The sequence below is a fragment of the Streptomyces aurantiacus JA 4570 genome (genome assembly GCF_000414115.1).
GTDB lineage: Bacteria > Actinomycetota > Actinomycetes > Streptomycetales > Streptomycetaceae > Streptomyces > Streptomyces aurantiacus_A.
In genome coordinates, this window is the sequence record NZ_AOPZ01000311.1 from 1 (window position 1) to 26,694 (window position 26,694).

28 protein-coding genes are annotated in these 26,694 nt (G+C 69.6%); 13 read left to right on the forward strand and 15 right to left on the reverse strand.

Going from position 1 to position 26,694, the window contains the following annotated elements; genetic code table 11:
* Positions 1-286: 286 nt before the first annotated feature.
* From STRAU_RS42495 to STRAU_RS27050, 3 genes are all read right to left on the reverse strand, one after another.
* Positions 287-460: a hypothetical protein gene (locus STRAU_RS42495; protein ID WP_016643579.1), complete on the reverse strand. Its 174-nt coding sequence runs from the start codon at positions 458-460 to the stop codon at positions 287-289.
* A gap of 106 nt (positions 461-566) precedes the next feature.
* Entirely contained in the window at positions 567-1,244 is a 678-nt protein-coding gene (locus STRAU_RS27045; protein ID WP_016643580.1) for a hypothetical protein, read from the reverse strand.
* The gene (locus STRAU_RS27050) at positions 1,241-1,834 is read right to left on the reverse strand and encodes an RNA polymerase sigma factor (RefSeq protein WP_016643581.1); all 594 of its coding nucleotides are present in this window, start codon (positions 1,832-1,834) and stop codon (positions 1,241-1,243) included. The genes STRAU_RS27045 and STRAU_RS27050 overlap by 4 nt, the downstream gene beginning before the upstream one ends.
* Positions 1,835-2,405: 571 nt before the next feature.
* Between STRAU_RS27050 and STRAU_RS27055 the strand changes: the two genes are divergently transcribed.
* Positions 2,406-2,654 (forward strand): hypothetical protein, encoded by a 249-nt coding sequence (locus STRAU_RS27055; RefSeq protein WP_016643582.1) that lies wholly within the window; start codon positions 2,406-2,408, stop codon positions 2,652-2,654.
* 2 nt (positions 2,655-2,656) lie between these two features.
* The gene (locus tag STRAU_RS27060; protein ID WP_016643583.1) at positions 2,657-3,034 is read left to right on the forward strand and encodes a hypothetical protein; all 378 of its coding nucleotides are present in this window, start codon (positions 2,657-2,659) and stop codon (positions 3,032-3,034) included.
* A gap of 272 nt (positions 3,035-3,306) precedes the next feature.
* Here STRAU_RS27060 and STRAU_RS42500 read toward each other — a convergent pair whose 3' ends face one another.
* Positions 3,307-3,522: a hypothetical protein gene (locus tag STRAU_RS42500; RefSeq protein ID WP_016643584.1), complete on the reverse strand. Its 216-nt coding sequence runs from the start codon at positions 3,520-3,522 to the stop codon at positions 3,307-3,309.
* A gap of 296 nt (positions 3,523-3,818) precedes the next feature.
* On the opposite strand from STRAU_RS42500, the gene STRAU_RS42505 reads away from it, so the two are divergent.
* Entirely contained in the window at positions 3,819-4,028 is a 210-nt protein-coding gene (locus STRAU_RS42505; protein ID WP_158692128.1) for a hypothetical protein, read from the forward strand.
* Between the two features lie 78 nt (positions 4,029-4,106).
* On the opposite strand, the gene STRAU_RS27070 is transcribed toward STRAU_RS42505, so the two are convergent.
* The 4 genes from STRAU_RS27070 to STRAU_RS27085 all read right to left on the reverse strand — a co-directional run bounded on the left by STRAU_RS27070 (position 4,107) and on the right by STRAU_RS27085 (position 6,544).
* A complete protein-coding gene (locus STRAU_RS27070) occupies positions 4,107-4,574 on the reverse strand; it encodes a hypothetical protein (protein ID WP_016643585.1) in 468 nt (155 codons plus the stop codon).
* Between the two features lie 24 nt (positions 4,575-4,598).
* Positions 4,599-5,111 (reverse strand): DinB family protein, encoded by a 513-nt coding sequence (locus STRAU_RS27075; RefSeq protein WP_037662194.1) that lies wholly within the window; start codon positions 5,109-5,111, stop codon positions 4,599-4,601.
* 479 nt (positions 5,112-5,590) lie between these two features.
* Positions 5,591-6,241 carry an HNH endonuclease family protein gene (locus tag STRAU_RS27080; protein ID WP_016643588.1) on the reverse strand — a complete coding sequence of 217 codons (651 nt, stop codon included), beginning with the start codon at positions 6,239-6,241 and terminating at the stop codon, positions 5,591-5,593.
* 123 nt (positions 6,242-6,364) lie between these two features.
* A complete protein-coding gene (locus STRAU_RS27085; RefSeq protein ID WP_037662196.1) occupies positions 6,365-6,544 on the reverse strand; it encodes a hypothetical protein in 180 nt (59 codons plus the stop codon).
* Positions 6,545-6,786: 242 nt separating this feature from the next.
* Here STRAU_RS27085 and STRAU_RS41735 point away from each other — a divergent pair, with 242 nt between their 5' ends.
* Positions 6,787-7,023, forward strand: a complete 237-nt coding sequence (locus STRAU_RS41735; RefSeq protein WP_052029300.1) for a hypothetical protein — start codon at positions 6,787-6,789, stop codon at positions 7,021-7,023.
* Between the two features lie 40 nt (positions 7,024-7,063).
* On the forward strand, positions 7,064-7,705 hold the full coding sequence (locus STRAU_RS27095; protein ID WP_158692129.1) for a hypothetical protein: 642 nt from the start codon (positions 7,064-7,066) through the stop codon (positions 7,703-7,705).
* A 671-nt stretch (positions 7,706-8,376) separates the two neighbouring features.
* Here the strand turns inward: STRAU_RS27095 and STRAU_RS27100 are convergent.
* The 4 genes from STRAU_RS27100 to STRAU_RS39225 form a co-directional block, all read right to left on the reverse strand.
* On the reverse strand, positions 8,377-9,201 hold the full coding sequence (locus tag STRAU_RS27100) for a helix-turn-helix domain-containing protein (RefSeq protein ID WP_158692130.1): 825 nt from the start codon (positions 9,199-9,201) through the stop codon (positions 8,377-8,379).
* Between the two features lie 42 nt (positions 9,202-9,243).
* Positions 9,244-9,501: a hypothetical protein gene (locus STRAU_RS27105; protein ID WP_158692131.1), complete on the reverse strand. Its 258-nt coding sequence runs from the start codon at positions 9,499-9,501 to the stop codon at positions 9,244-9,246.
* Positions 9,502-10,224: 723 nt separating this feature from the next.
* The gene (locus tag STRAU_RS27110; protein WP_052029302.1) at positions 10,225-10,419 is read right to left on the reverse strand and encodes a hypothetical protein; all 195 of its coding nucleotides are present in this window, start codon (positions 10,417-10,419) and stop codon (positions 10,225-10,227) included.
* Positions 10,419-11,879: a hypothetical protein gene (locus STRAU_RS39225; protein ID WP_052029303.1), complete on the reverse strand. Its 1,461-nt coding sequence runs from the start codon at positions 11,877-11,879 to the stop codon at positions 10,419-10,421. Before STRAU_RS39225 ends, STRAU_RS27110 begins: the two co-directional genes overlap by 1 nt.
* 467 nt (positions 11,880-12,346) lie before the next feature.
* Between STRAU_RS39225 and STRAU_RS27120 the strand changes: the two genes are divergently transcribed.
* The 6 genes from STRAU_RS27120 to STRAU_RS27145 all read left to right on the forward strand — a co-directional run bounded on the left by STRAU_RS27120 (position 12,347) and on the right by STRAU_RS27145 (position 19,912).
* Entirely contained in the window at positions 12,347-12,538 is a 192-nt protein-coding gene (locus STRAU_RS27120; protein WP_016643595.1) for a hypothetical protein, read from the forward strand.
* Positions 12,539-12,742: 204 nt separating this feature from the next.
* The gene (locus STRAU_RS40630) at positions 12,743-13,240 is read left to right on the forward strand and encodes a hypothetical protein (RefSeq protein ID WP_016643596.1); all 498 of its coding nucleotides are present in this window, start codon (positions 12,743-12,745) and stop codon (positions 13,238-13,240) included.
* Between the two features lie 93 nt (positions 13,241-13,333).
* On the forward strand, positions 13,334-13,534 hold the full coding sequence (locus tag STRAU_RS27130; protein WP_016643597.1) for a hypothetical protein: 201 nt from the start codon (positions 13,334-13,336) through the stop codon (positions 13,532-13,534).
* Between the two features lie 86 nt (positions 13,535-13,620).
* Positions 13,621-14,298, forward strand: coding sequence for an ATP-binding protein (locus STRAU_RS39235; protein ID WP_016643598.1), 678 nt, complete (start codon positions 13,621-13,623; stop codon positions 14,296-14,298).
* Positions 14,299-14,397: 99 nt separating this feature from the next.
* Positions 14,398-16,911 carry a DEAD/DEAH box helicase gene (locus tag STRAU_RS27140; RefSeq protein ID WP_016643599.1) on the forward strand — a complete coding sequence of 838 codons (2,514 nt, stop codon included), beginning with the start codon at positions 14,398-14,400 and terminating at the stop codon, positions 16,909-16,911.
* A gap of 220 nt (positions 16,912-17,131) precedes the next feature.
* Positions 17,132-19,912, forward strand: coding sequence for a hypothetical protein (locus tag STRAU_RS27145; RefSeq protein ID WP_106968059.1), 2,781 nt, complete (start codon positions 17,132-17,134; stop codon positions 19,910-19,912).
* A gap of 260 nt (positions 19,913-20,172) precedes the next feature.
* Here the strand turns inward: STRAU_RS27145 and STRAU_RS27150 are convergent, their stop codons facing one another.
* Positions 20,173-22,053: a hypothetical protein gene (locus STRAU_RS27150; RefSeq protein WP_016643601.1), complete on the reverse strand. Its 1,881-nt coding sequence runs from the start codon at positions 22,051-22,053 to the stop codon at positions 20,173-20,175.
* A gap of 561 nt (positions 22,054-22,614) precedes the next feature.
* Here STRAU_RS27150 and STRAU_RS27155 point away from each other — a divergent pair.
* Both STRAU_RS27155 and STRAU_RS27160 read left to right on the forward strand, forming a co-directional pair.
* On the forward strand, positions 22,615-23,583 hold the full coding sequence (locus STRAU_RS27155; protein WP_016643602.1) for a ParA family protein: 969 nt from the start codon (positions 22,615-22,617) through the stop codon (positions 23,581-23,583).
* Between the two features lie 302 nt (positions 23,584-23,885).
* Positions 23,886-24,290: a hypothetical protein gene (locus tag STRAU_RS27160; protein WP_016643603.1), complete on the forward strand. Its 405-nt coding sequence runs from the start codon at positions 23,886-23,888 to the stop codon at positions 24,288-24,290.
* Positions 24,291-24,353: 63 nt separating this feature from the next.
* Here the strand turns inward: STRAU_RS27160 and STRAU_RS27165 are convergent, their stop codons facing one another.
* Both STRAU_RS27165 and STRAU_RS27170 read right to left on the reverse strand, forming a co-directional pair.
* A complete protein-coding gene (locus STRAU_RS27165) occupies positions 24,354-25,325 on the reverse strand; it encodes a hypothetical protein (protein WP_016643604.1) in 972 nt (323 codons plus the stop codon).
* Entirely contained in the window at positions 25,322-26,254 is a 933-nt protein-coding gene (locus STRAU_RS27170) for a ParA family protein (protein WP_016643605.1), read from the reverse strand. Before STRAU_RS27170 ends, STRAU_RS27165 begins: the two co-directional genes overlap by 4 nt.
* Positions 26,255-26,694: the final 440 nt, after the last annotated feature.

The window sequence follows — 26,694 nt, forward strand, 5'->3', positions numbered from 1 at the left end:
GTCCAGCCCGCGCGCCCGGGGATGAACGGTTCACCCTGGCCGGAGAGAACGGCCTGCACATGTCCAGCCCGCACGCCCGGGTATGAACGGCCGTTCTCCACCGCGTCCTCGCCCGGAGTTCAGTCCAGCCCGCACGCCCGGGTATGAACGGGGGACTTCGCACCGGACGAGTCCACTGACTGACAGTCCAGCCCACGTGCCTGGGGATGAACGGTCGATCAGCCTCAAGCAGCTGGAGGAGCACCGGTTCCGCGTGTCCGGGCATGTCCCAGAGGGCCGTGCCCGCTTACAGCAGTCGTTCGAGGAGAACGAAGGCGAGGCCGATGAGACCGGTGCCGAGGCCGTAGCAGGCGCCGCGCAGGATGTGCGCCATGGCGGAACGCCGGCGCCGTCCGGCTGGTGGCCGGGAGGCGGGCGGTTTCAGGGTCGTGGCGGGTGGGCGGGGGCTAGGGTTGTGCACGAGACGTCTCCTTCGTGTGGGCGTCGTTGGGGAGTCCGTCCGGCCGGTGGCCTCGGAACCGGTGGCCGACAGCGGGCTCCCCTGTCGCTGTGTGGGGTGGTGCCGGTCAGTGGCCAGCGGTGAACTCCTGCAGCCGGGCAACGAGCTGGCGGTCGGGCCGGGCGACGATGACCGAGCAGCTCGGGGTGCGGGCGGCGAGGCGGTCGACCTCGCTTTCGAGGCGGCCGGTGGGGGCCAGTGCACGGGAGCCGGAGCCGTGGCCGCGGACGTAGCGGGCGAAGATCTCCAAGCCTTCGAGGAACGCGGCGTCGGGTGGCACGGTGTCGGCCATGGAGTGGGTGAGCTGGTGGAACCAGTGCCAGGCCCGGCGGGTCTCACCGAGGGCGAGGTGGTGCAGGTGCAGGCCGTAGGCGGCAGCACGGCTGCCGGCGCCGGCGGCGAGCTGCCACCAGAACTGGGCGGACTCCGGATGCCCCGTCAGATACAGCAGGCAGCCGAAGACCAGGGCGCCTTCGACGTCCATCTGCTCTTCGGTGAGCGGTCCGCGGTCCGGCCCTTCGGCGATCTTGTCGACGTGTTCAGCCGCGCCGGGTTCGTTGAGGACCCACCGGCAGACCACGTCCAGGCGTTGCGCGGCCTGCGCGGCACGGGCGATCTCGGTAGTGGTGGTCAGGCGGGTGGCGTCGGCGGCCAGGCGGCGCAGGCCGGCGGCGACGTCGAAGGTTTGGGGGGCTGCGAGCGGGATCTGTGCCTCGGCGAGCAGGGTGTCGATGGTGGTGGTCACTGGTCTCCCTTCTTGCGGTCCTCGGGGAGCTGGAGTTTGACGCGCAGGCGTTCCTTGGCGCGGCGGATGTGGTGGCCGACGGTGCGCTCGTCGATGCCCATGTACCAGGCGACTTTGGAAGCGGGGTAGCCCAGGACATAGCGCAGCACGATGACTTCGAACTGGCTGCCGTGCAGCTGCCCGATCGCTTCGTAGAGGCCGGAGCTGGACTCCATGGTCTGCATCCGGTCCCGGGTGGCGGCCAGGGCCTGGGCGATGGGGCCGTTGATGACGAAGGCCGGCAGCCGCCCCTCCAGCTCCACGCGGTCGTGCACGGCGCGGCGCACTATCGCCCAGGCGCCCTGCTCGAGGTTGCCCGCGCTGAGCAGCTCCGTCCAGCCCGCGTGGATCTCCAGGAAGACCTGATGTATGACCTCTTCGGCGGCTGTGCGGGTGCCGAAGTGGACTTCCGCGTAGTCGTGGAAGGCCTCCTGGTGGCCGAGGTAGAAGGCTTCGAAGTCGATGGGGAGGTCCAACGGGACGTACATCGACTGCGAGAGTGCGGCCCTCTCCTCCCAGGACGTGTTGTCGTCCTGGACGTCGTCGCTCACGCGCGGCTCCTGTCGGCGTGGCTCATCGGCGGTTCCTCTCGGGCGGGGACACGGGACTCAGCGCCAAGTCGTCGGCGCTGCTGGCCGGTTGGCCTGCCACACAGCTAAGTGAATCCCCGGCCCGATCACTCACGACCTCCGAAGAAAAATCACCCAGCGTTCCTGAATGAACGCTCTCCGCGATCTTCGGTGTCCGGGTTTCACTCGGCGCTACCTCTCTGACCAGCTCTAACCCGCGCAGATGAGGGCGCGAACACCTCCGCGCTTCCGGACGTGTTCTGAATCACACCCCCGTCTTACAACCCGCGTGCGCCGGTCAGCTTCCGGCGCACCACCCTCGCCGTACGCCCCCGCGACCCAGGCTCTCCCGCGCTCCTGGCGCTGCCGGCCCACCCGGCCAGAGGGCTTGGGGTTCGCTGTCGTCCAGTGATGCGACGGTCGCGCAGGAGGAAGGCGTTGGCCAGCCTCACCGCAGGGGGTGTCGGCGCCGAGCTGAGCGTCCTCGGCCGGCTCTGGGCCGCGATCGCCCATCTGGTATTCACAGAAGTAGTCGAAGGTGCATACTTGAGGTATGGCTGACACGACCGTGAAGGTGGACACCCAGACCAGAGACCGGTTCGCCGCGATCGCCGCCTCCCGCGGCCAGAGCGTGCGCGCCTACCTGGCCGACCTGGCGCAGCGCGAGGAGAACCAGGCGAAGCTCAGCGCCGCCACGGCGGCCTTCGAGCGGGCGGTGACCAGGCCCGGCTTCGCCGAGGCATTCGACCGTGACTTCGGCGGCCTGCCCGAGGCGGCGTCCGCGGCCCCCAGGGCGGCCTGACCTTGGAACTGCACGTTGATATCCGGTGGCTGCTGGACCGTCAGGAGCAGCTGCTGGGTAAGGATCTTGCGGTGGCCGACTATTCGGCTCTCGTCGCCGCGGTCGCCCGCCACCGGGTGAACACCCCGCAGCTTGATGTGGGTGAGCCCGACGCGTACTGGCGGGCCGCCGCTCTGCTGCAACAGATCGTACTGATCCGGCCGCTGCCCGCCCGCAACGAGCTGTACGCGTACGGCGTCGCCGTGGCATACATCGAGGCATCCGGCATGACCGTGGACGCCTCCTACGAGCAGTGGCGGGACCTGATCAACGACACCGTCGCCCAGCGCAGCACGGTCTATGACATCGCCGACCGTCTACGATCCTGGCGCACCGCCTGAGCTGTCCGGTGCAGCGATCAGGGGAACTGGAGCCGTGGTGGCACACCCCTCTCCGCCTGCTGTGCCGAACCGCGCGCCGCGTACAACGGACTCGCGGGCGGAGAGGACATGGCCTCTTCTCCGCCCTGCTCGGGCCTTGCTGCAGCGGACGCACCGCATCCAAGATCCCTCACTCGCACGAGATCAGCGGATTGGCCGCCTGCTACAGCGTCGGCGGAGACGCCAACGCTTCGAATCGATCAACGAGTCCTCCCAGGACCTGAAGAACGGGCTCAGTGGAAGTTGGAGCTTTCGGCGGCGTCGGCCGGTCGCTCGCCGGCGGCCAGCAGCTCGTTGAGTGCCTGCGCCGCAGCGGCAAGTTGTGGATGGTCGTGCCAGGCGTTCGCTCGGCCCTTGGCGCTCTCATCCAGTTCGGAGAGGTGGGCGGCGAAGAACTCGTGACCCGCTGCGGTGGCCTCATAGAACTGGCATTCATCGTTCCGCTGCACGTCTGCCGGGATGGAGCGATCAAGCCAGCTCGAAGCAGTGGATAGGCGTGTTGGTCCAGTGCCAGCAATGAGCCGAAGTAGCGGGTGTCGCGCCCCTCCACTGCCCCGCGCAGCAGTCCTAGCTCATGTAGCGGCAGGTCCTCCACGGGGGCCTCCTCCATCGCTCGACAGTGTCCCATGAGACGGGGCACGTGATGGCGCGGTCCGCGACCGGCCCGTGATGCCCGGCAGGTCCGGGGCCCCCGAGCAGTGTTTGCCGCCGCCGGGCGGATCATGAGAGGAGACCGAGTGCCGCCGTGCACTCGACGAAGCCGACGGCGGCGACCAGCGCCACCGAGCGTGCACGTCGGCGTCGACTCGCCGCGGGTTTCGCGGGCCCGCTGGACGGACTCCTCCAGCGCGGCCATCAGGTCGACGATCTTCCCGGACGGATGACTTCGAGGAGCACCGCCTCGTTCCTCCTGCATCTCCAGCGCGTCGGTGATCTGCGCAGCGGTTGCGGATAGATCCTCGCCTTCCTCGCCTGGCCGCCAGTACGTCTGTACGGTCATGATCGGTTTCCCTGCGGGTGGTAGGGCTCCGTGTCAATGGCGGCCGTCGTCACGGCTCCTGCGGATCGCGGTGACCTCGTCCAGGAGGGCGCGGGCGGCTTGGCGCAGCTCGGCGATGTGCGCCTCGTCGCGGCGGATGCGGTAGGTGCGGGTCTCGTTGTCGTGGCACCTGTAGGCGACCCCGTAGCCGTAGTCCAGGCCGTAGGTGTCGAGGAGCCACTGGTGGTGGTCGTAGTCGGCCAGCGGGATCTCGGTGCTGCCGTCCGGCCCCCACCCCTTTTCGTCGAGGGGCTCGGGGGCGGTGCGGAAGGTCAGCGTGGAGGTGATGGGCGCCGGGCCTGATGCGGGGTCGTGGTCGGCGGGGATCAGCACGCGGTGGGGCCAGCACCGCTGCCACTTCCGCTCGATGTTGCGCCAGTACCCGGTGGTGACGACCTCGTACTCCGGGTGCCGCGCAGCGAAGGCCGCGCGAGTTCGGGCTGCTTGTCTGGTCTGTCCCACTGGCTTCAGCGCCCGATGAGCATGTCAGCCCCAGTCGTGATCGCCGGTGAAACCGTCGATGGACTCGCGCAGGATGTCCGCATGGCCCGCGTGACGGGCGACTTCCTCCAGCATGTGGATCAGTGCCCAGCGCAGTGAGACGGTGGCACCGTCGAAGAACGCGAACGCAGTGCCGGTGGCGTCGATGTCGAGGCTTTCGATCGCCTCATCCGCAGCTGCCCGGGCGCGGGCATAGAAGTCCAGGACGTCCTTAGCGGGCTCATCAGCTGCCACGTGCCAGTCGGGTCCATCGTCGGCTTCGACGTCGAACGGAAGCGGATCACACTCGCGGCCGAACGTCAGGCAGAACCAGCCGAGTTCAGCGCCAGCGAGATGCTTGAGCAGCCCCAGGAGGCTCGTGCCGGACGGGGCCACGGAGCGGCGCAGCTGGTCGTCGTCAAGGCCTTCGAGCTTCCAGAGCACGGCGTCGCGGTGTCGATCCAGGGCAGTGTGCAGGCTCTCCTTCTCGCCGCCGATGAACGGCACATGTTTGGCCATGGCCAAACCCTAGTGACTGAGGATGCGCTCCGCTGACGGATCCATCCATCCGTCACCAAGCACTGATGTTGGGGGCCGCTTTGCGGCACTTGAGGATCAAAGACACCTACTGAACCGCGTCAACCGTGACCTGCGTACCGCTCACCGCCATGACGGACGAGCGTAGCCGCGTGCACCTGCCCGCCGGATGGTGATTGCGAGATCAGGCCCGAAAGGGGCCTGATCTCCAGGGGCTTCGTCACAGCTTCTCACTGGCGGCGGCGCTGACCGGGACCGTCACCGTGGTGGTGAAGTCGCAGGCGTGCTCCTCCGTGATCTCCAGACGCAGCCGTACCGCCATCTATGAATGACCGGCGTGGACCGCTCAAGAACGCTAGGACGTGCTGAGAGGGCCCGCCCGCCGCCGCTTTGGCAAGGCGGCGGGCCGGCATGCAGGAACACTCCGCACGCAGGGTGTGCGAGGGCTCGGCCGTGCTGCTCTACCGCGCGAGCTCCACCTCCACCGGGACGTTGGGGCATTCGTTCAGCGTGCTGGTGAGGGCTGCGGCCTCGGCCGGGTCGATGGCGAGTGCCCATCGCGTCTTGACCGTCACCCAGTTCGTCGCGTACTCGCACCGGTAGCCCGCGGCCGTTGGCTGCCACGTCGACGGATCCTGATCGGCCTTGCTCCGATTGCTGGCGGCCGTGACGGCGATCAGTGACCTCTCGTCATCGAGATCGTTCGCGTATGCCTCGCGCTCCGCGGGCGTCCAGGCGGAGGCGCCCGAGTCCCAGCTTTCGGCCAACGGGACCATGTGATCGATGTCGAGGCCGCGGGGGCCGTCGACGTACTGGTCGTCGTACGGGCTGTACCAGCGGCCACCGGTGAGGGTGCAGCGGCCGGTGCGGTCGGGGGCAGAGACGGCTTCGTCGAGAAGGACTTCGGACCGCGTGCTGCAGCCGTCTCGATCGGCGTCGATCCAGTGGCGGAAGGCATCGCGGTCGTACCCGGTGCGGTCCTCGTCGGCGACGGGCAGGGCGGCGAGGGCGTCGCGGACGGGCACGCGGATGTCCTCGCCGGGTGCGGCGTGGGCGGTGGTGGGGGCGAGCAGGGCGGTGAGTGCGGCAAGGGCGGCGGCGCGGATGCGCACGGGCTCCTCCGAAGGTCACGACAGCGGGACGTGATCTTCGTACTGGGAGGAGCGGCTTCACCGGGGCGGAATGCGGGTGAGGTGTACTCGTGTGGGCGGTAAGTCGTACCGGCGCGCCGGGGGCTACGTGGCCGCGCCGTCTCGCTTGACCTTGGCCAGGCACACGTTGCACAGCGGGCTGGAGGGGCGTCCGTTGGCGGGTCCGTATTTCTGCGCCTGGTTACCGCATGCCGCCGTGGCGCACGGGCCCGCTCCCGTGATCGGGGGTTCGTAGGTGATCTCTTCGATGGCGCGCGTGCTCATGGCGGCGGGGTGTCCTGTCTGTTCGAGTTTCAACGGAATCCTACGCCTGCGCCCCCAGCTCCGGATCGCGGCGGCCGAGCGGCGAAAGGCCGAGCGGGCCGGCGGCCGGCCCGTCTACGTACATGGCGGCGGCTGCTGGAGCAGCAAGGGCCGGGGCTGCGGCGTACCGGCGAGGAGGCGCTCCGTGCGCTGGCCGAAGGGGTGAAGGCGCACTGGAGCGACCGGGCCGTCGCACCCTGGGGGTGTGGCCAGCCAGCGGCACGCCCATCGTCGTGCATCCGCCGTCGCCGTCGGGCGGTCGGCGCGTGACGGTGAGCGGGGAGATCCTCGGCCTCGCGCACTCACTAGAGATCGGAAAAGACAAGGACGTCGTCGAGTTCCTGCGCCAGGCCGGTCTTCCTGACGCCGAGGGCCTGCTCGACGACCCCGGGTGGGTCGAGTGGCGAGGGAAGCGGGCTCCCCAGTACGAGGCGCCGTGACCACTCCCCGCACAAGGTGCACGGCGCTACGCTCCGCGCCATGCCTATCGCCTGGGGAGACTTTGCGGGTTGGGTCGGGGGCCTCGCAGGAGCCGCTGCCTTCGTCGTGGCCTGGCGAGGGAACGGCCACTCCAAGCGCGCGAACGATAAGGCCGAGAAAGCCAACGAGCTCGCAGCGAAAGCGAACGACAAGAGCGACGAGTCGAACAACATCGCGCGTCAGTCCAACGTGATCGCCGAGGAGGCGAACACGTTCGCGCGGGAGGCGAACGAGGTGTCCCTGCGCCAAGAGCGGCGAGACACGGAGGCCCACGATGTCCTTTGGGAAGGCAACTGGGACGGGCCCGGCCGGTACGTGCTGAAACGTCGCGGCCGTGGCACGGCTCACGTTGTCGTCGCCAGGGTCACCGTGGATGACGAGGAAATGGAAGTGACGAAGGACCGGGTAGGGCCGGGTGAGCAACTCGTGCTGGACTTTCCCCAGGCTGCGCTCGTGCTCGCGAGGGAGGGGCGGGAGTGGCGTTTGGAACCTCGGCGGTCATACGGAGGGCTCCCGCTGGCTCCGGGCCTCCGGTTCCGCAACCACTTCATCGAGGAGCGGATTCAGTGGCGGACTGAGGCCGGCGCTTCTAGGGAACACCACTTGTCCCAGCCAAACGTTCCTCTGGGGGATCTGGAGTAGCGACGCGGGCGAAGGGTCGGGCGCGGGCGTGAGCACCACCGATGCGGACGACATTGCACAACCCGGCCGGAGCGGCCAGGCCCAGGACTCCGGCAGTGCCAGCCACCCACGGCAGCCCGGCGGGCGGCCACGTCCAGTACGGCGGACTGCCCGTCCTGTAAGGGCGGGGCAGTCCGCCGTTCGCTGCGGCGCCGGGCAGAGCCTCGAACGCGACCGCTAGTCGAATCGCCAGGTGATATTCACCCACGGTGGCAAGCCAGCCGGCGCACCACCGGAACGGATGGGCCGTGTCCGGCAGGTCGAGGTGGCAGCCTACGAGAGGGGCATCGAGTGGCGCCTCCGCACCTGGTCCGCCGTTGGCTCGCCGCAGCATGTCCATGTCCTGCTCGGAGAAGGCCGTGGGATCGGCGTGTACGCCACGGGCAGCGGGCGCAGGGCCGCTCACGGTACTCATGCTCGACGCCCGGCTGAAGGCGGTACACCGCCGCGACACGATCCTCCCCGCCAGTGTCCCCTCGGCTGGCCTCCTGCACCGACGCCCTCCTGGTGACCATCGCCCTCGCCCATGCCCGCCGGTAGCGCGCCGAGGGCCGACGAACACCGGTGCCGCGACCGTGCCGCGGCACCCCGGGCCCGGGGCGCGGGACCACGTTCTCCTGCTGCGGCGGTCCTCATTCCGCTGCCGGGCCGGTCGCCTGCCCCGACCCCAGCGGCCGGGGCGAAGCGCAGACCGGGCATCCGCGTCCCTTCCCGGCCACCTCGCTGAGGCGGAAGCGGCTGAAGGCCCGGCAGTTGGTGCAGTGCGCGGCCCACGGCCGGTTCCACCCGGGATAGGGATCGCGCGGGGACAGGCCCGCGGTTCGCATGAGGGCCTTGGCCTCCTCCGCCGAGACCGCCTCCGTGCGGCGCTCGCGGTGCCGGGTCTGCCGGTCCTGGCGCTCCTGGGCCTGGACCCGCTCCCACGCCGCGATCCACTGGCCGAATGCAGTACGGGGCACCGCGCAGGCGACCAGGTACGCCCGCAACTGCTCGGCCGAGCCGGGCAGTCCCTTGCCGGTGGCTATCCGCCAGGCACTGGTATGGGACATCCGCGCGAAGTCCCGGGAGCTCCGGGCGGCCCGCTCCGCCCGCCGTGACATCTCCCGGTAGCGCGGGCGCCGGGCCTCCTCGAACTGCCGGATCAGCGCGGCAGACAACTGATCAGCGGTGCGCACCAGCCGCACGCTGGGCGCCGAGGTCTGCCGGGTGCCGTGCCGGGCGCGCAGCCGCTGCTGCTCCGCGTCCTGCCACAGCTCCCGGAGCAGAACGGGGTCCAGTCCGAACAGCTGCGCGCAGTCGTGCACCAACTCCCAGTCGGGCAGCACCTTGCCCGCCATGGCGCGCTGGACCTTCGTCGGCGAGCAGTACAGCGCTGTCGCAGCCTGGGCGACGACCATCCCCTTGGCGCACATCCCGTGCCGTAGGTGCTGCGCAAGCTGCCCCAGCGGGGTGGTCATATCCGGCGTCATCTTCCAGCGGCGCCCCATCTCGGCCCCCGGTCAAAGCCTGTGCCCCGGCGCCGTGGAGGACGCCATCGGCGGCGCCGCGGGCGGCATCAGGGCCTCGGCCGCCCACCGCCGGGCGGCCGAGGGCATCGGGCCCGCGGCCAGGCGGACGACGAGCACCCCCAGCAGCCCGGCGCCGCCGAGCAGCGCCGCGAGGACAACGACCACGATGATGACCGCACCCTCTGCCGGGCCCAGCCGCACCCGCCCGGTGCCGCACCAGGCGGTGCGCGCAGTCTGCGAACGGTCCATGTCCATACCCCCAACAGTCCGTGGTGCCCCGATACCCGCCACGGGGCACCAGAGTCCAGGTGGAATTCCCAATTCGGTCTGTGCCGCAGGCAGTTGGCCCTGCCTCACGCGGCGCAGCACAGCGTCCCACCCTCCGGACCGCACCCCGAACTTTGATTCACGGATGTCACATCACCCAGCGGGCCCGCAGATCGGCATACCTCCCGACCTGTGGCCACAGGTGACGGACAGCCGACACCGCGACCAGGCGTGATATCACCGCCGGCGCGGGCAGAGGTGCGTCGTCGAACCACCCGGGCACATCGATGACGCACATTCATTTGCGCTTGGCACGCCCCGCATTGCCCGCCGGCCTGGGCGCTGCGACGATGCACAAGGTCTTCGCCACGTACCCCATGGAATTCCCACCACGGTCACCGGCAGACCCATCGCGCCCGTGTTGGCCCACGAGCGCGCGCACCGGTGGGGTCGGCCAGCCCAGCTGCCCGGCCCCACCGTCGCCGTTCCCGCACCGTCAGGCTTGACGCCTTCGCGGAACGAGCCGAGGCTCAACACAGGACGCAGGGCGGGCGGATGGAGGAGACGCACACGCCGGCCCTCACGGGCCTATGAGGGGCAGCTGGTCGCGCGTGAGGTCCTCGCGCAATCGGGAAGGGGACGGGGTGGCGGCAGCGGCCCTCGTCGACAGCCGTGTCCGCGCTGAACTCGGCTAACAGCAGGCCCTCAGCCGACTACCGCCTGCGCGAGGGCGACCGCAGAGCCGAAGGCGGCGCCGCCGGCGAGCGCGGCGGAGGCCAGCGGGCTGCCGGCAGCATAGGTGAGGAGTCCGGCTGCGGCAGCGGCCTGCAGACCGATCAGGAAGACCACTGCGGTGCGGAGGCTCAACAATGGCTCCGAGGTGCTGTTGGTCCTGGCCATCAGTTCACCCCCGGCGTCCTGGCCTTGGCCCGAGCGACGATTTCGTCGCCGAGGCGGTGGAGCCTGCGACGTACCCGGTTACCCATGGCGACGTCCTGGCCTACCAGGAGGGGCGCCTCTTGCCAGTTGACCGGCCCATTCTCCGCCCATGCACGGGCCACGTTCTGCTCGGCGTCCTTGAGACGGCCAGTGGCGTAGCGGACGTCTCGGTTGTCGAAGTGATCGCTCCAGGACACCGTCGAGGCGATGGCCAGGTCCTCCGGGCCCGGGCCGGGCGACGGCATCTCAATGCCCTCCTCAAGGTGGCCGATCCATCGGCCCTTGACCTTGTGGTCGCCGTCCAGGTCGTTGCCCTCGCGGGCACACTGCCGCAGAGCGGCGCGTACTGCGTCGGCGTCACTGAGGTCGACCTGCGTTTCCCACTCGCGCAGGAGGAGGGCCAGTGCCAGGGCCTGGGCGTGGTCTTCCGTGGCCGGCCGGATGTGAAGGTGCGTGTAGAGGAGCTCGCGCATCGGGCCGTGGTCGCCGCGCCGGTAGGCGTTCATCGCCATCCGGGCCGCCCAGACGATGGGTGTCTCGAGGTGCTCGAGCAGCCGGGTGACGGATCGCAGCGACTTCAGGAATTCCTCCGGCAACCCCCGCAGCGGGGCTGGGAGGCCGGAGCCGCGGTTCCAGCCCGTGGCCATGGCCTCGCCGAGCGGATCGAACCCGGGAAGCCGCAGGGACGGAGAGGTCGGGCCGCTGCCCGTGATGCCGAGACCGGCCAGCCGGGTGGAGCGCGTGCCGTGTTGCGAGAGTCTCTCCAGCGCGGAGGAAGCGAAAGTCGACGCCCAGGTTCGGCGGGCGAGCGCGTCCACTGCCTCCGCGAGGCAGTCCAGGGCAGTGACCTGCGTGCTCAGCCGGGCTGCGCGGGTGCCGAACAGATCCATCTTCGTGAGCGCGGTGGAGGCGAGGATCGACGCCGAGGGCTGGCGGGTGAGGACGTCCACCGCGCCGGGGAGGGATTCGAGTGCTGTCAGGCGTGTGTTCAGGCGACCGATAGCCGTGTCGAAGAGGTCCAGCTTCTTCAGCGCGGAGCCGGAGAAGCTCAACTCTCGCGAACGGTGGGTGCGCTGGGTGCCGGCCGCGCTCACGAACCCGGCCAGGGCAACGGCGTTGCCGAGCACGTTGAGTTCGGACAGCCTCCGGTGGAAGGAAGCAAAGCCGCTGCCTCCTGTCGCGGCCAGCCGCGCGGCAGGCGTATCGATCAGCGACAGCTTCTCCAGTGCGGAGGAGGCGGCGCGGAGCGCGGTTGAGCGGTCGGCCGCCCTGCTGCCGGCAATCTCAGCGAGCTGACTGCCAACCGTCTTTGCGAGCCCGGCAGCGGCGAACTGACTGAGTACGGGCGACCTGACGGCTAGTGCCTTCCCCAGGCCGAGGCGGGCCGGGTTGGTGGAAAGCTGGGGAAGCGACCTGGCCACTGGGCCTCCTTGGATCGGAAGTGTCTCTACTTCCTGGTGCCGGGAGCAGGCCGTTCCGGCAAAGAATCTTCAACAGCTCCATGTGAGCCGCATCACAATTGCGTCGCTGGCTCCGCAGTTCCGAGTATCACGCGCCTTCAGACTGCCGGGGAAATGTGCCGCCACTGGGGCCGCCGGGAGTCGTCCTGCCGGACAGCCCGAAGAGGGACAAGCAGGTCGCTCGAGCGGCGACACTGGCGATCGCTACAGGGCCCGCCTCGAGCTTCCAGGCAAGCAGTGCGCAGCACCTAGACATGAATACTTTGATTATGCATTATGGGAGCACGGGTAGAGCTTCCGCCCACCCCAACGGCCGCGCGCAGGGCCGGCGTGCTGAGTTGACCGTCGAGTCCGTTCGCCGCGCCGCCAGGCCGAGGTCCGACCACCGAATGCCCCAGCACCATCCGATGCGACATCCAGGAGGAACCGTGTCCGCCAGCAACCGATACGAGACCGAAGTCGAGCTGCAGACGGCCGACGGGCAGCACGTGACCTACTCGGGCGACGGAGTGGGCCCCGAAGGCATGAGCGGCGACCAACTGCTTGACAGTGCGGAGGCAGCCGCGCTGGCGGCCGAGCCCGGCGCCACCGTCGTCAGCTCCCGCGCCCGCACGGCCTAGCAGCGCACGCAATCGACAGCCTGGTCCGCCCCTGTACTCAATGGGGCGGACCAGGCGCACCCGCACCGCGCCGCCGCTGGTAGATGGCGGCCGGTTGGCTCCTCGCCTCGGCGGCTTGCACCAGAGCTTGATACGCATACTCAAAGAATGCATAGTTGGAGTGTGCAGAGACTGCCCCACAGAGCACCCGAGGGAGATTCAACGATGACCATCAGCATCCGGACCGAGACCGACGAGATGGACCCCAACAAGCACATCGTCCTCCCCGCCGGCGGCGGCACCGACGTCCTCGGCGTCGTCTTCGACGAGCAGGGCGCCATCCCCTCCCGCGGCCGCTTCGCTGCCTGGTCCCCCAAGGCCCACACCCGCAAGAACATCGCAGGATTCTTCGACACCCTCGACGAAGCCGCCACCGCGATCGGCGCGCTCTACGACGCCCCGGCAGAGCCCGCGCCGCCCAAGGACACCGACCCGACCTGGCGGACCCTCAAGGGAGTCACCGCCCCCTTCACCGTCTACGCCCACGAAACCGGCGGACGCCTGCACCCGGCCGGCGACCGGACGCAGCCCACCGGCAAGGCCATCACCATCGTCTCGCTGGCGATGCGCCACGGCCTGCGCTACGGCCACACCGCCGACGGCCGCGAGATCAGCTTCGCCGGGGCCGCCACCAAGTGCTGGGTCGGCCCGGCCGCCACGTAGCCCGCCCGGGGAGAGGGAAACGCTCAACTGCCCCTCCCCCTCCAACTGCCTTCTCCGCACCACGAATTGCCCGCCCCGAGGAAGGAAGCACTGATGAGCAAGAAGCTCGCCGCCGCACTCGCCCGCGACAACCAGCGGGAGGACGCAGGGATGCATGCCGACGACCGCGTGACCTGCCACACCCATCAGAGTTGGGCCGAGGACTGCGCCGAACAGCACAGGCGGCCCATCGCCGGGCAGCTCCTCGCAGAGGCCCTGGAACTCGACCGCATCCGCCACCGCCAGTCGTCCTGACCGACCGTTCGCGGAACCCGAGGCCCCACGTCCGGTCCCCCGGCCCGTACGTGGGGCCTCGCCGAATCACGTCCTGGAGACCCTCGATGACCACCTCGACGCTGGTACCACACATCACCTGGCGGTTCTCCGACCCGGCCTCGTCCTCGGCGAATCACCCGGATCAGACGACGCACGGATGGGCGTGCCAGGCGCTGTCCCAGGGGTGCCACGCCGGGCGGAGCCGCTACCTCGATGAGCACAACGCCCACCGTGACGCCGATGAGCACGAGCGCCAGGAGGCCCTGAAGCTGTTCATGCCGGGGAGCCTGGTGGTGCTGATCGGGCCCGCAGGCTCCGGCAAGTCCCGCTTCGCCAGCACCTTTCCCGGCACCTGGGTGGTGAGTCTGGACGAACTGCGCGGGCGCCTGGCGGACGACGCGGGGGAGCAGTCGGTGACGCCGCAGGCCGTGCAGCTGCAGAGCATCCTCGTGGAGACGCGGATGGAACGCCAGCGGACCGCCATCGTCGACAGCACCAACGTGCAGGCATCCTTCCGTTCCGGCCTGGTGGCCAAGGCCCGGGAGTTCGACCGGCCGACGGTCGCGATCGTGTTCCTCACCAGCATCGGGCACTGCAACTCGCGCAATGACCGCCGGCCGCCCAACCGGCGCGTGCCCCACGACACCGTCCTCTGGCAGTACGAGCAGACCCTCGCTGCCGTGCCGCACCTCGCCGACGAGGGACTCACCGACATCCGCACGGTCGGCGGCCACTTCGCCTGACCTCCACCCTGCCGGACACGGCAGGGTAGAGCCCCCGGGGAGCAGTAGACGGCGCCCCCGATGACACCCCCTCACCCTCATGAGAGCGAGACTCCGACGATGGCGCAGCCGCACCCCTGCCAGCCCGAGCCGAGCACGGAGGCAGCCAGGGCGCTGACCCCGCTGCGGGAGCACCAAGCCGACGCCGTCGCCGCCGCGGTGCATGAGCTCGAACTGCCGCCGGGCACGCTGCCGCCGGCGGGACTGCGCACACAGGTCATCATGGCAACCGGCAGCGGCAAGACGCTGGTCGCCGTCCACACCGCCGAGGAACTCGCCGCCCATCGCGTCCTGGTGCTGGTCCCGTCGCTGGACCTGCTGGACCAGACCGCCCGCGCCTGGCGCGCGGCCGGCCGGGCAGGCGCCTTCTTCGGCATCTCCTCCCTGCAGTCCGACGAGGCCGGCTTCCCCAACACCACCCACCCCGGCGAGCTGGTGAAGCTCACCCGCGGACCAGGCCGCATCACGGCCTTCGCCACGTACGCCTCGCTCGGGCTTGGCATCCTGGAAGCCGCCCACGAGGCGGGACTCCCCCACTGGAACCTGATCGTCGTCGACGAGGCGCACCGCACCAGCGGCCGGGCCGGCAAACCCTGGGCCGTCGTCCACGACAACACCCGCATCCCCGCCGAGCGGCGCCTGTACATGACCGCGACCGCCCGCGTGTGGGAAGCCGGTGAGGCCGACGAGGACGAACCCGGCCCCCGCCGCCCGGGACGGCTGGTGGCCTCGATGCTGGACGACGCCGACGGCATCTTCGGCCGCGTCGCCTACGAGCTGCCGCTGGAGGAGGCCATCGAACGGGGCATCGTCGCCCCGTACCAGGTCCTCGTGGCCGAGGTACAGGACCCGGCGCTGAACACGGCGCTGCGCACTGCAGGTGACGGATCCGAGGTGGTCCGCGGCAAGCGCCTGGGGGCGCTGCAGGCCATGACGCTGAAGGTCTGCGCCCACGAGCAGCTACGGCAGGTCCTGAGCTTCCATCAGCGGGTCGCCGAGGCCGAAGCCTTCGCCCTGGGCCTGCCCGGCAAAGCCGGTGAACTGCACGCCAAGGACCCCGAGCTGTACCCGGCCGAGGCAGACGTGTGGGCCCAGTGGCTGCACGGCGAGCACAAGCCCGGCCACCGGCGGCGCGTCCTGGAGCAGTTCGCAGCCGCGGTGACCGACGCCGGCACCCCGACCGCGCTGTCCCTGATCGCGTCCGTGAAGGTCCTCGGCGAGGGCGTCGACACCCGCGAATGCGACGCCGTCGTCTTCGCTGATGTCCGCGGCTCGATGCCCGACCTGGTCCAGGCTGTCGGCCGCGCTCTGCGCATGCACCCCGGCCAGGGCAAATTGGCCACCCTGGTAGTACCGGTAGTCCTTGGCCCCGGCGAGAAGCCGGACGCCATGCTCACCTCCCCCGCCTACAGCGGGCTGGCCAAGCTGCTGACCGCGCTGCGCGCCCACGACGCCCGGATCGAGAGGCTCACCGAGCCCAGCCGCTCCAGCAGCCGCACTCCCGCACCGCCCGAAGAAGCCGGCACCGACGAGGGCCAGGCCCAGGGCGACGCGGACACGGCTCCGGTGAGCCGGCCGGCGAAGGAGTTGCTGCGGTTCTCCGCCCCGCGCGATGCCCGCCAGCTGACCGCCTTCGTCGAGCTGCGCGTCCTCAACCCCGAGCGCGTGCACTGGCGGCGCGGCATCCAGGCCGCCCAGAGCTACGCCGCCGAGCACCAGGACCTGTGCGTGCCCTACGGCTACCGCACACCCGCCGACCACTCCCCCGCCGACTTCCCCCTCGGCGTCTGGGTTGCCGACTGCCGCCGGCACTACAGCGCCGGCCGCCTCGGCACCGAGCGCACCGCGCAGTTGGAGAAGCTGGGCATGATGTGGTCGCCCTTCGACGCCGCCTTCACCGACGGCCTGGCCGCGGCCGCCGCCTGGGCCGAGGCACACGAGGTCGGCCTCGCCGCGCCGCTCGACGCCGTCCACGGCGAGTACCCGGTGGGCCGCTGGCTGAAGAATCAGCGGGCCGCAAACCGCGCGGCCGCCGACCTCGAGCGCGCCCGCGCCGCGGGCCTGCCCGCCCCGGAGGGCGGCGCAACGCCCTTGCCGGAAGAGCGCCGTCAGGCCCTGGAGGACATCGACCCCGGCTGGTGCCCGGCCTGGTCCATCGACTGGCAGCGCTGCTTCCGCCTCGCCTGGAACCACATCAGGGCCGGCCACGCGCTGCCGGACGAGCCCGGCCTGCTCATCAGGGACGGTGAGGACCTGGGCAGGTGGGCTGCCCGGCAGCGCGCCGGTTTCACGAAGCTGACTGCCACTCAGCAGTGGATGCTGAACAGCGTGCTGGACATCACCGCGGCTCCTGCGAAACGCAGCCGGGCCGAGATGTGGGCCCACAACCTGACGGCCGCCCGGCAATACCACCGGCGCGAGGGCCATCTCGAGGTGCCGCGCAGCCACACCGAGCAGGTCGCAGGCCAGAGCGTGCGGCTCGGTGCGTGGATCAGCCAGCAGCGCGCGAAGGCCGACAAGCTGACTCCGGAACGCGTCGAGGACCTGTCGGCTCTGGGGATGCGCTGGTCCTGATCGCGGAGTGCCTGGGTAGAACCGCGCCCAACGCTGGTCGCGGGTGAAGTCGCTGTCGTCGAGGTTGGCAGGCGGTAAGCAGCGCGTTCCGTACCGCGAGCCAACGGGACAGCGTGGCAGCCCTATTCAGTCAGTTCTGCCGGTTGGCTCCATACGCCCCGCCCGCACGGCTCCCGGGCGTTAACATCCCCAGTTCCGGCGCTCGGGGGGAAGGTGAAGGATGCCGCCGAAACTGGCATGGCTGGCCCTGATCCGGGGGTACTTTGAGCACTTCCTGCGGCCCGAGGCAAGTGCCATCTACAGCAGGTGCGTCAAGGCCGCGCTGGACGAGCCGAAAACAGGTCGGCTGCTCGGGAAGCGGCCAGGGGTGACGCGCACCGCGGTCCGTGAGGAGATGTTCAGGCCGCGGAATCAGAACGTTGCCCACGCGTTGGCCAACGGTCCGGGGCGGTGGGCCTACCAACAGGCCCACCGCGATATGGAGGAGGCCGAGGACAAACGCCAGGATGCAGTCGGCGAGGCCGCATGGGACTGGCGCATCGTCTGCCCCGCCATCGCGGTCGGCGCCGTGGTCCTGCTTGTCACGGGAGGGCTCATGGCCCTGCTGGTGGCAGTTCTGACGGCAGCTCTCACACTGCTCGTGCTGTCCTGGCGTGGGACGGCGGCGTGGATCAATCTCCGGCAGTGTTTCGTTGCGGCAGCCTTCGGATGCCTGTGGCTGGTGCAGCGCATCCGGTTGGGGATCTGCGCCGCGCGGTGGGGCGAAGCCCTCTTCGTTATGGGCGCGAAGCCGTTGGTGGAACGGGTGATCCGCCACCTCCTGGGTGACGACCCCGACTCCGTGTTCGTCCCGGCCAGTTACGAAGGGCTCCGTGCGCCGCGAGCTCCGGGATACATCGTCAGCAACGAAGCAGTGAAGCAGCTGCAGCGCAAGCTGAGCCAGATCGACGACGGCACCATCGCGGTGTGCGGTCCCAGGGGCGCGGGCAAGTCGACCCTGCTGCAGGAGTGCGTGAAGTCAGCTGACTTCGGCTTGCTCGTCCAGGCGCCGGCGACCTACGCCCCGCACGATTTCGTCCTGTCGCTGTCGGTGCGCATGTGCGAGGAGTACATACGCAAGGAGGGCTACTCGGTCCCCGAGTTCACGCGGCTCTCTCCGTTCCACCGGTTCCTGCGCCAAGCCCGCTTACGGATCAAGCGGCTTGGTCGGTGGAGTGCCTTCGCGGTGCCGAGCCTCGTCCTGCTGGTCCTGGGACTATCGGCCTCCGTCCGATCCCTGTACGCGCAGTACGCCAACACCCTGGCCGACTCCTCGCAGGCCAATGCCGAGTCGATCCGTGACTGGGCCCGGGAGGTCTGGGACGGGCATGCCGTCGCTGCGAGCGTCGCCGTGTCCCTGGGCGGGATCGCCTGGTGGAGGGCGCGCGACAAGCCGTGGCTTCCGCGGCTGCTGGCATGGATCTGGGCGCAGGGCGGCACCGCCATCGGGATGGGCCTCGCAGTCATCTCGGTCGGCAGCGTTGCGTACGACAAGCAACTGGAGCACAACCTCGACGGGGTCCGCTCCGACACCTTCACCGACATCGTGGTCCTGGCGGGCGTGTGGTGGCTGTGCCGCCGGGAGGACGATGCCGAGCTGAGGCTGGGCAGCTGGCGCATCCCGATGGCCGATTTCTTGGGCGCCGTGAGCACCTTCAGCGCTGCCTACCTGCTCTACTACCTCATCCACACACCTGAGACGTATCCACTGATAGCGGATCCTGAGAATCCGCTACGGCTCGCGGGCGCGGTGACCGGCCTCCTGCTGGCCCGTGCCAGCGGCTGGCGGCCGCGGCCGGCCGAGCCGGAAGTCGTGACCCGGTGCCGCAACCACCTCTTCCGTCTCCAGACCGTGCAGATGACCACGAACACGGCCTCCAGCGGCGCCTCACAGATTCTGAGCCTGGGCGGGTCCCATGCAACGTCGGTGTCCACCGTCCCGCCGAACTTCCCGGAACTCGTTGAGGACTTCCGCAGCCTGCTCGGCCTCATCGCGGCAGAGAAGGCCGCCAAGAATCAGATCGTCGTGGTCGCCATCGACGAAGTCGACCGCCTCGGGTCAGACACGCAGGCCCTGGCCTTCCTCGCCGAAGTCAAAGCCATCCTCGGCATCCGACACGTCTACTACCTCATCTCAGTGGCCGAGGATGTCGGGGCCGCGTTCGTCCGCCGCGGCCTGCCCCACCGGGACGTCACCGACAGCTCTCTGGACGACATCGTCCAGGTCCCGCCCAGCACTCTGGAGGAATCCCGCACCATCCTCGGCAGGCGCTCCGAGACGCTCACCGCCCCCTATTGTCTGCTCGCCCACGCACTGTCCGGCGGGATCCTCCGCGACCTGCTCCGCTACGGCCTCCAGATCACTGAGATGCAGGCCAAGACCAAGTCCCACGAGCTGACCCACATCGCCCGCCGACTCATCCTCGAAGAGCTCTCCGAGACCCTCGCCGGCTTCAGGACACTGCTCAGCAAGGAGCACTGGACCCAAAGCACCAGCGGCATCCTCACCTCCTTCCGCACCCTGAGCAGCTACCTGCGCACCTCCTGCCCCTGCACCGAAGCCTCGCTGCAGCACGCTCTCGAGGACTTCGCCTTCTACGCCGTCACCAACCAGCCCGGCCCCACCACCCACGCCGAACTCCCAGACACCACCCGCCAGCTCGTCGACGAAGCCTCCGCTTACGCCTACTTCTCCCTCACCCTGCTGGACATCTTCGCCGCCCCACGCCTGGACCACCGCACCGAACAGGCAGCAGAGCACGGCCTGGACGGCGCACCGGAAAGCCTTGCGGAAGCACGCCTGGAACTGGGCATATCCCCCTACAGCGCACGAACCCTCATCGACAGCATCCGCAAAGCCTGGTCACTGCCCCTCGGACCGTCGGCCACCGACCACGCCCCCACCGCGCACCCTGGCCGCTGCTCCGTGCACGACCCGGAAGCCGGCGCCCCGCCGCCATGACGGCACAGCGGAGCTCTGGCATCAGCACACACCGAGAGACGTCTCCCCACGTCGGCGGGCCACGTCACCGTGGAAGCGCCCATGCCGCCGAGTAGGCCGTGTTCGAACCCGAACGGACTGGGCGGGGTCCCCGAGCCCCGCGTCTCATGGGCCGACGAGCGACATCATCGGGCAGCCAAAGCCCTTGAGAAGCCTCTACGACTCACTGCCGTGGGACACGTGTGGGGTCCAACGAGCCTTGGTACTGCTGGGCTGCGAGCTCAACTCCCCAATTGGGGAGCCGCTTCAGCTGAGGCCGCGAGCGGGCTCGTGCCGAGTTCGGCAACACGATGAGGCCACAGGCGCTGGGCGAGCGCGTCCACTGCCGTGATCATCTGGTCGTGGGTGGGGTGCTCAGACTCCGGGTCCAGGACAGTAGGCGGGTGTGAGCTGTGCCCCGGCCCTCGGATGATCCACCCGTTGGCCGGGAACCGGCCCACCACAGGAGTCCCGTGGCGGGCGAGCTGCTCCTCGACGGCCAGGTCGAATTCATCCGGAGCCGGGGGCTGCTGTGCGCCGGTGAGGAACAACAGCCCCGTCAGCCGATACTTCGGCGTCCAGCCGCCCAGTTCCTGCTGGCGCCACTGCACGGCGGATTCGGGCGGCGTCAGCATCACGACCCCGCTGTCCTCGCCGGTTTCGGCGGGCAGGGAGATATGCCGCTCGTAGGAGGCCGCGCGGTGCACGAGAAGGCGTGCGTCGGTGAGCCGACCGATGGCGGCCTCCTCCGTCGGCCAGTCGTCATTCCTCCCTACCAGCACGATGCGGTCGAAGGACCGTCGGGCAGCCGACAACGCTGCAGCGATTGCTTCCGTGTCGTGGTCGACCTCCAGCAGCGAAAGCTCTCCGCCCAGCGGGGCGATACGCAGCCGCCGCCACCCCGCGACCGTGTCGGGGACGGCGGCTGTGGCCCACGCGGGTCTGCCCGAGTCACGTGGGAACTGCCAGCGTGAGCCCCGGTCCCGGTACAGAACGACCGCAGCCGCCAGGCCTTGGGCCGCCCACACCGCCGCGATCTGCTCAGCCACCCACGACAGGTCGTCACTGCGCACGCCCCCGGACCGCGGCACCCCGGTGAGCTGAACGACCGCACCGCGACGGCCCGGGAGTTCCCGCGGCGGATCCGCGGCCAGGGTCTGCGGCCTGCTGACGTTGAGCCGGTCACCGGCGGCGGTCAACGGACGGGGCCCTGGCACCGCTGTGAGCGGGCCGGATGGGACCTGACGGCTGTGCACGGTGAGTACGCCGCGCCAGCCCCACACGCCGGGTCGTGGCGCCATCCTCAGCGTGCACTCGCTACTGCCGCAGAGGTCATGGTCGAGGACACGCAGGCCGAAGCCGACGATCGGGTCGGTGAGGATGTCGACGAGACGGGTGCAGTCGAACTGCGGCCCAAGGACCTGACGTTCCACGACCCAGTCGAGGCCGTAGTCGGTCATCCGGGTGCTCGCCTGCAGCCCGGCGTAGCCGGCCAGGCTGTCCCACAGACGCGGACGACGTAGCAGTGCGCTGCCCATCCCGCGCGACGCTTCAAGCTGACGTGTCAGGCTGCGCGTGGCCGGCTCCCTCTTCTTGGGGCCGGGCTCAGGCTGTTGCGGATCCCAGTGCGCACTGTGCCCAGCCCTGTTTACACGCCGCTCGTGGGCGCTCAGCAGCCCGTCCAGGTCTCCCCCGTGTGGTCCGGCCACCCACACCGCTGGCGGGGATGACCGCCACGACTGCTCGTACTGCCAGGTGCGGAGCCCGAACCGCAGGCGCGCTCCATCGCTCTGCACGACCAGCCCGCGCACCCCGCGCCACGGCCCTCTCTTCGTGCGGTACGGCAGCAGTTCGAGCAGGGCCTGCACGTTCTCGAGCCGGTCCACTCGCAGAGCCAGGCCCTCGTCCCGGGGGCTGGCCTCACGCACGCCGAACGGCCGATCCTGTCCCTGTGCGGCGCCGAGCGCGGAGGCGAGCACGGACTCCAGCAGCTCCTGTTCCGCCGATGCGGCAGGGATCAACCGGTCGAAGCGTTGCAGCTGGGCGAGGCGCTGGCGTGCCCGTTCCAGGGACTCACCGGTGAGCTGGGCGGCGGCGTTGCTGAGCTGGTCGATGTCGTACATGGCGTGCTCCTTTCGGGCCGCTCCCCGACCCGGGCGGCGAAAGTGCACGTCATCAACAACAGCACGCGAGCATGGACTCAAGTCCGGCGACGTGGGTTCTCTGTCGATGCCAGGTGGTCGGGTCGGGCATCCAGAACTGGCCGCGTCCGAGGCCAGGCGGGAGAAACCGTAGTGCGTGCGCGGCCGGGGTCCAAGCAGCACCTGGGCCGCTTCACCCGATTGCCGGTACTCCCCCTGCGGCAGGTCCTGCTTGCGCCGTCAGCCGCGCCGCTGCGGCACGTAGTGGAGGCAGCGCAGGTCATCGCCCCTAGCGCGCTAGCCGTTGTACTAGAGCTGGCGCTAGGGCGGGTGCTAGGGCCGACACTAGGCGGTGTGCTAGCCGCCGGGTCCGCCCTGGTGCGCTGCGCCCCGCGCTGTGGTGAGGCCAACCAGGTGGAGGTCCCCGGGCTGCGAGAGGCATGCCCGTGTGTCGTGCAGGTCACGCCCGCCGCAACGCCTAGCGTCGATCAGCACGTAATGCCCTGAATGTGACGGGATGTGATATTCGTGCCTCTGCGTACCGTGAGGCTCGACGTCGTCGACCTCGACCGGGTCAAAGCCGCCCTGCGCCGCCGTATGCAGGTCATGGCCGAGGGCGTGTTCGCCGCCAAGATCTTCGTTGTCGTGAACGGCAAGGGCGGTGTCGGCAAATCCTCCCTGTCCACCGCCATCGCCGCCGCTCTGGCCAAAGCCGGGCAGACGGTCCTGCTAGTGGAGATGGATGAGCAGGGCAACCACGACGAAGACCTCGGCACGTCCGGCACCGAGCTCGCCGACGACGGCCGAGCCCAGGCCGCCGCGATCCTCGAGGGCAAGCCCTTCGCCCCGACCGGCGAGGCACGCCCGAACCTGTTCGTCGTCCCCGGCGGCGGCGCGCTGGAGGAGGTCGTCGAGGAGCTGTACTGCCAGCGGCGCCTGGCCGCCCTGAGCGAGGACCCCGAGGACCAGCTCGCGTGGATGGGCATGTACGCCGCCGCACTGGACGCGGTCCGCGACGACTACGACGTGATCATCCTCGACGTCGCGCCCGGCTGCGAACCGCTGCAGCTGCAGGCCCTCGTCGCCGGCGACAGAGTGCTGATCCCGTCCAAAAGCGATCCCTCATCCCGCAAGGGGCTGCGGACCGTGGCCCGCCGGTTCGCCCGGGCCCGGCTCCTCAACCTGGCCCTGCGACTGCTGGGGGTGATCATCTTCGCCACCAACAGCTCAGCCACCAAGGTCCAGAACAAAATCAAGGAGCAGCTGGCCGAGGATCTCAATGGCGCCGCCCCGGTCATGGATCAGACCATCCGTCACGTCGAAGCGGCCGCGGTGCTGTGCCGGACCCGCGGCCAGCTCCCGCAGGAACTGGCCGCAGCGCCGGACCTCGACCCCAAGATGCTGCCCTCCGTGAAGGCATTGGCCGGCGACTACCGATCACTGGCGCTGGAGGTCCTGCAGGCCAAGGCAGAACTCGATCGCGCCGAAGAAGACAGGAGGCAGGACGCATGAGCAGCAAGTCGACCACCAAGCCTGGCAAGCGCGGGGGGCTGCCCGAAGACAGTTCCCTGGACGCCTTCTCACTCGACGCCAGCACCGTGCAGTCAGCCTTCGCCCCCCGGCGGCAGCCCTCTGCCAAGACGACCGCCGGGGGAGAGGAGCATGCCGCTGCCCCTCCGGCCAGCGAGCCAGCGCACGCCATCGCCGTCCCGGACAAGCAACCACCGCCCGGTCCGCCGGCCCCGGTGGTGGTACAGGCCCCGGCTGCAGCGACGCTCTCCGGCAGGGCCAACGCCCCAACTCAGTGCACGATCATGGTGGAAGACCAGGTCCGGCAGCGCTTCGGGCACTACCAGGACATCGTGAAGGCTCAGACCGGACGGGAGCCGACCAACGCCGTCGTCGTCCGGCGGGCCTTCCTGCACGCCAGGAAGAACGACCTGTGGGCCGAGCTCCTGGAGCGCGTGCGCCACCGCCAGCAGCCCGTCAGTGAAGAGGATGACGATCCGGACGGCCTGTTCGGAGACGTCCCCGCGCGCCGGGTCGAGCGAGGCGCCATCAAGAACGGCAGGCAGCTGCCCTTCCGCCCCTCCCTCCAGGAGCTGGAGATCTACGACGCCCACCGGGAGGCGTACGGATTCGCCAACCGCTCCGACTTCCTCGACGCCGTCCTCGATGCCTTCTTGCCTCCGCTTCCCGCACGGCGCCCAGGCCGGTGAAACAACGGTGGGGGTGTGGGCCCCGACTGGCTCCGCACCCCCACCACGACCGCGTCCTCGCGCCTACTGATCGGTGCGGCGTACCGCGATGCTCCTGCCGATGCGGTTCAGCGTTGCATCGATCTCCGTCAGCAGCGCGGTGGCCCGGTCCGCGTCGAACTCCAGGACGCGCCGGACGGCGGGCTTGCTGATGCTGCGGTCCACCTGCTTGAGCTCCGTGAGAGCCGCATTCAGCATCCGTAGGTCCTTCGCCCCGTCAGGACCGTTGGGATTACTGGGCTGTGGGCCCGACTCCCCAATTGGGGAGTTCTCCCCGAGGGAGGTGATGTTGGGCACCGTGCTGTCCTGCTGCTCTCCGGGAGTGGCCCGGGAGGTATCGCTGTCGGTGGCCCCGGCGGTCTCGGGCCCAGGAGGCGGGGGAGAGAGGACCTGGTGGACCAGCTTCCCGATCTCGGCCGGGCTCAAGTCCGCCGTCAGGGGCGGCAGCTGACGGCTGACATCCTTGAGGAGCCGGGCCGTCACGCGCTGCCCGGCACGCACAACCGCGTCATACACAGCGACCGCGGCCCGGTCGCCGGCGGCCTGCTTGATGTCTGCGAGCTCGCGAACCTGCGACTCCCGCGGCCGGTGCCCCAGTTGGGCCAGCTGTTCGCCGATCCGCCACTCACCGATCAGGCGGTGCATCTGGGACTCGGAGATCTCCCAGTTGATCCACACGTACTCGGCGAAGGACCCGATGCCCTCGTTGCGGTGCAGGTTGCCGGTCTGCATCGTCTCCAGGGATTTCCCCGCGATCCAGAAGGCGTTGTGGAGGTTGTTCAGTCCCGCCTTGCAGGCATCGAGTGCTTCGCGCTCCTCAGCGGTGAGCGGGCCGTCTCCGACAGGGGGCCGCGGTGCGGGGATGGTGTCGAGCGCTGTGCCGACGGGGGCTTTCACCACGACCGTGGCGTTCTGCAGTACCGCTCCGAGGCCGCTGCTCAGCAGCCCTTTGCCCGGCCCCTCGTCGTTGTGATCGTCGTCGAACACGCCGGTCATGCGTGTGCCTTCCTGCAGTGAGCGTCGATTTCCTGGTTGAGCCGGTCCATCTCGTTAGCCAGCGGTGTGATGGACTGCGGCACGACATCAGCCCGCTCGGCCCGGCCTGCGGCGACGTCGTAGCTCTTCGCGCTGGTGGCGAGTAGCGCGGCGTACTCGGCGAAGGTCAGACCCTTGTTGCGGGCGTTGACCGCCGGCATCTCGCGGTAGCCCACGACCGTCTTCACCATCGGGGTGCTCTCCCCGAGCACCTCGCGGACGTTGCGCCGCACCTCGTCATGGAGCTGCGTAGCGCTCGGGTTCGACCCGTACAAGCAGGCGCCGGCCACCGTGAGGGACGGGTTCAGTTGCCGGCGCACCAGCTTGTAGTTGCGGGCGATGCGCCGCATGCCGCGGATCGAGGTGTCGTCGGAGCGTGTGGGAACGAACAGCCAGCGCGCGGCCGCCAGGGCGAGCTGCTCGAGGCTGTCCTGCTCCGGCGCGCTGTCGAAGACGATGTGTTCGTACCAGGGCGCGATGGGGGCCAGCGACCGAGCTAGCGACGACACCACGTAGATGCCCTCCACCGGCATGCGCGCCGTCAGCAAGGTGAGGATTTCACCGACAGCCTCACCGCCGGGGACCACGTCGAGGTTGGGGCGTACTTCACGAACTGGCAGCAACGGCGCCCGGTCATGGATCGCCCGGAACAGGCCCTGCCCGTTCAGCACAGAGGGACCATCGGGGCGAATCCCGCGGTTGAACCGCTCCAGGCCCAGGTCGTCGTCGTCCTGGCTGGTGACGCACACGAGCAGGGTCCGTTGCCCCTGGGCAGCGTGCCAGGCGGCTTTCTGCGCGGCGATGGTGGACTTGCCGACGCCACCTTTGCCCGTGCCGATCACGACGGACTGCTCGGGTGGCTCGATCATCTCCACGGCTTCACTCAGCACCGGAAGAGGCCTCCTATACCTGCGTTGGCGCACCCGACCAGGGTGCGCGGCACGGGCATCCTGACACACCCGGTCCGTTGGGATTGTTGGGCTGTGGGCTCAACTCCCCAATTGGGGAGTTGAGCCCACAGCCCAACAATCCCAACGAGGCAGTCTCTCAGCACCGGTTGACGAGCAGGCGGCCACTCAAGATCAACTTAGTGAAGTGGGCCACACGCATATCGCGTGAAGCAGGACAGATAGTCACTATTCATTGCTGTTCGGGCGTCCCGCGAACCCGACGTGTCCCTCCAGCCCGTCCTGCATGAGAGTGTGATGCCCGTTCAGGAGACAGGTTGTGCAGGAGGCTTAGCTACACGTGGCCACGGAGACGGAACGGACTCCAGTGAGGCTCACCCGGGCCCACCGCATCCTCATCGCGGTGGTCGTCTTCGGTGCGC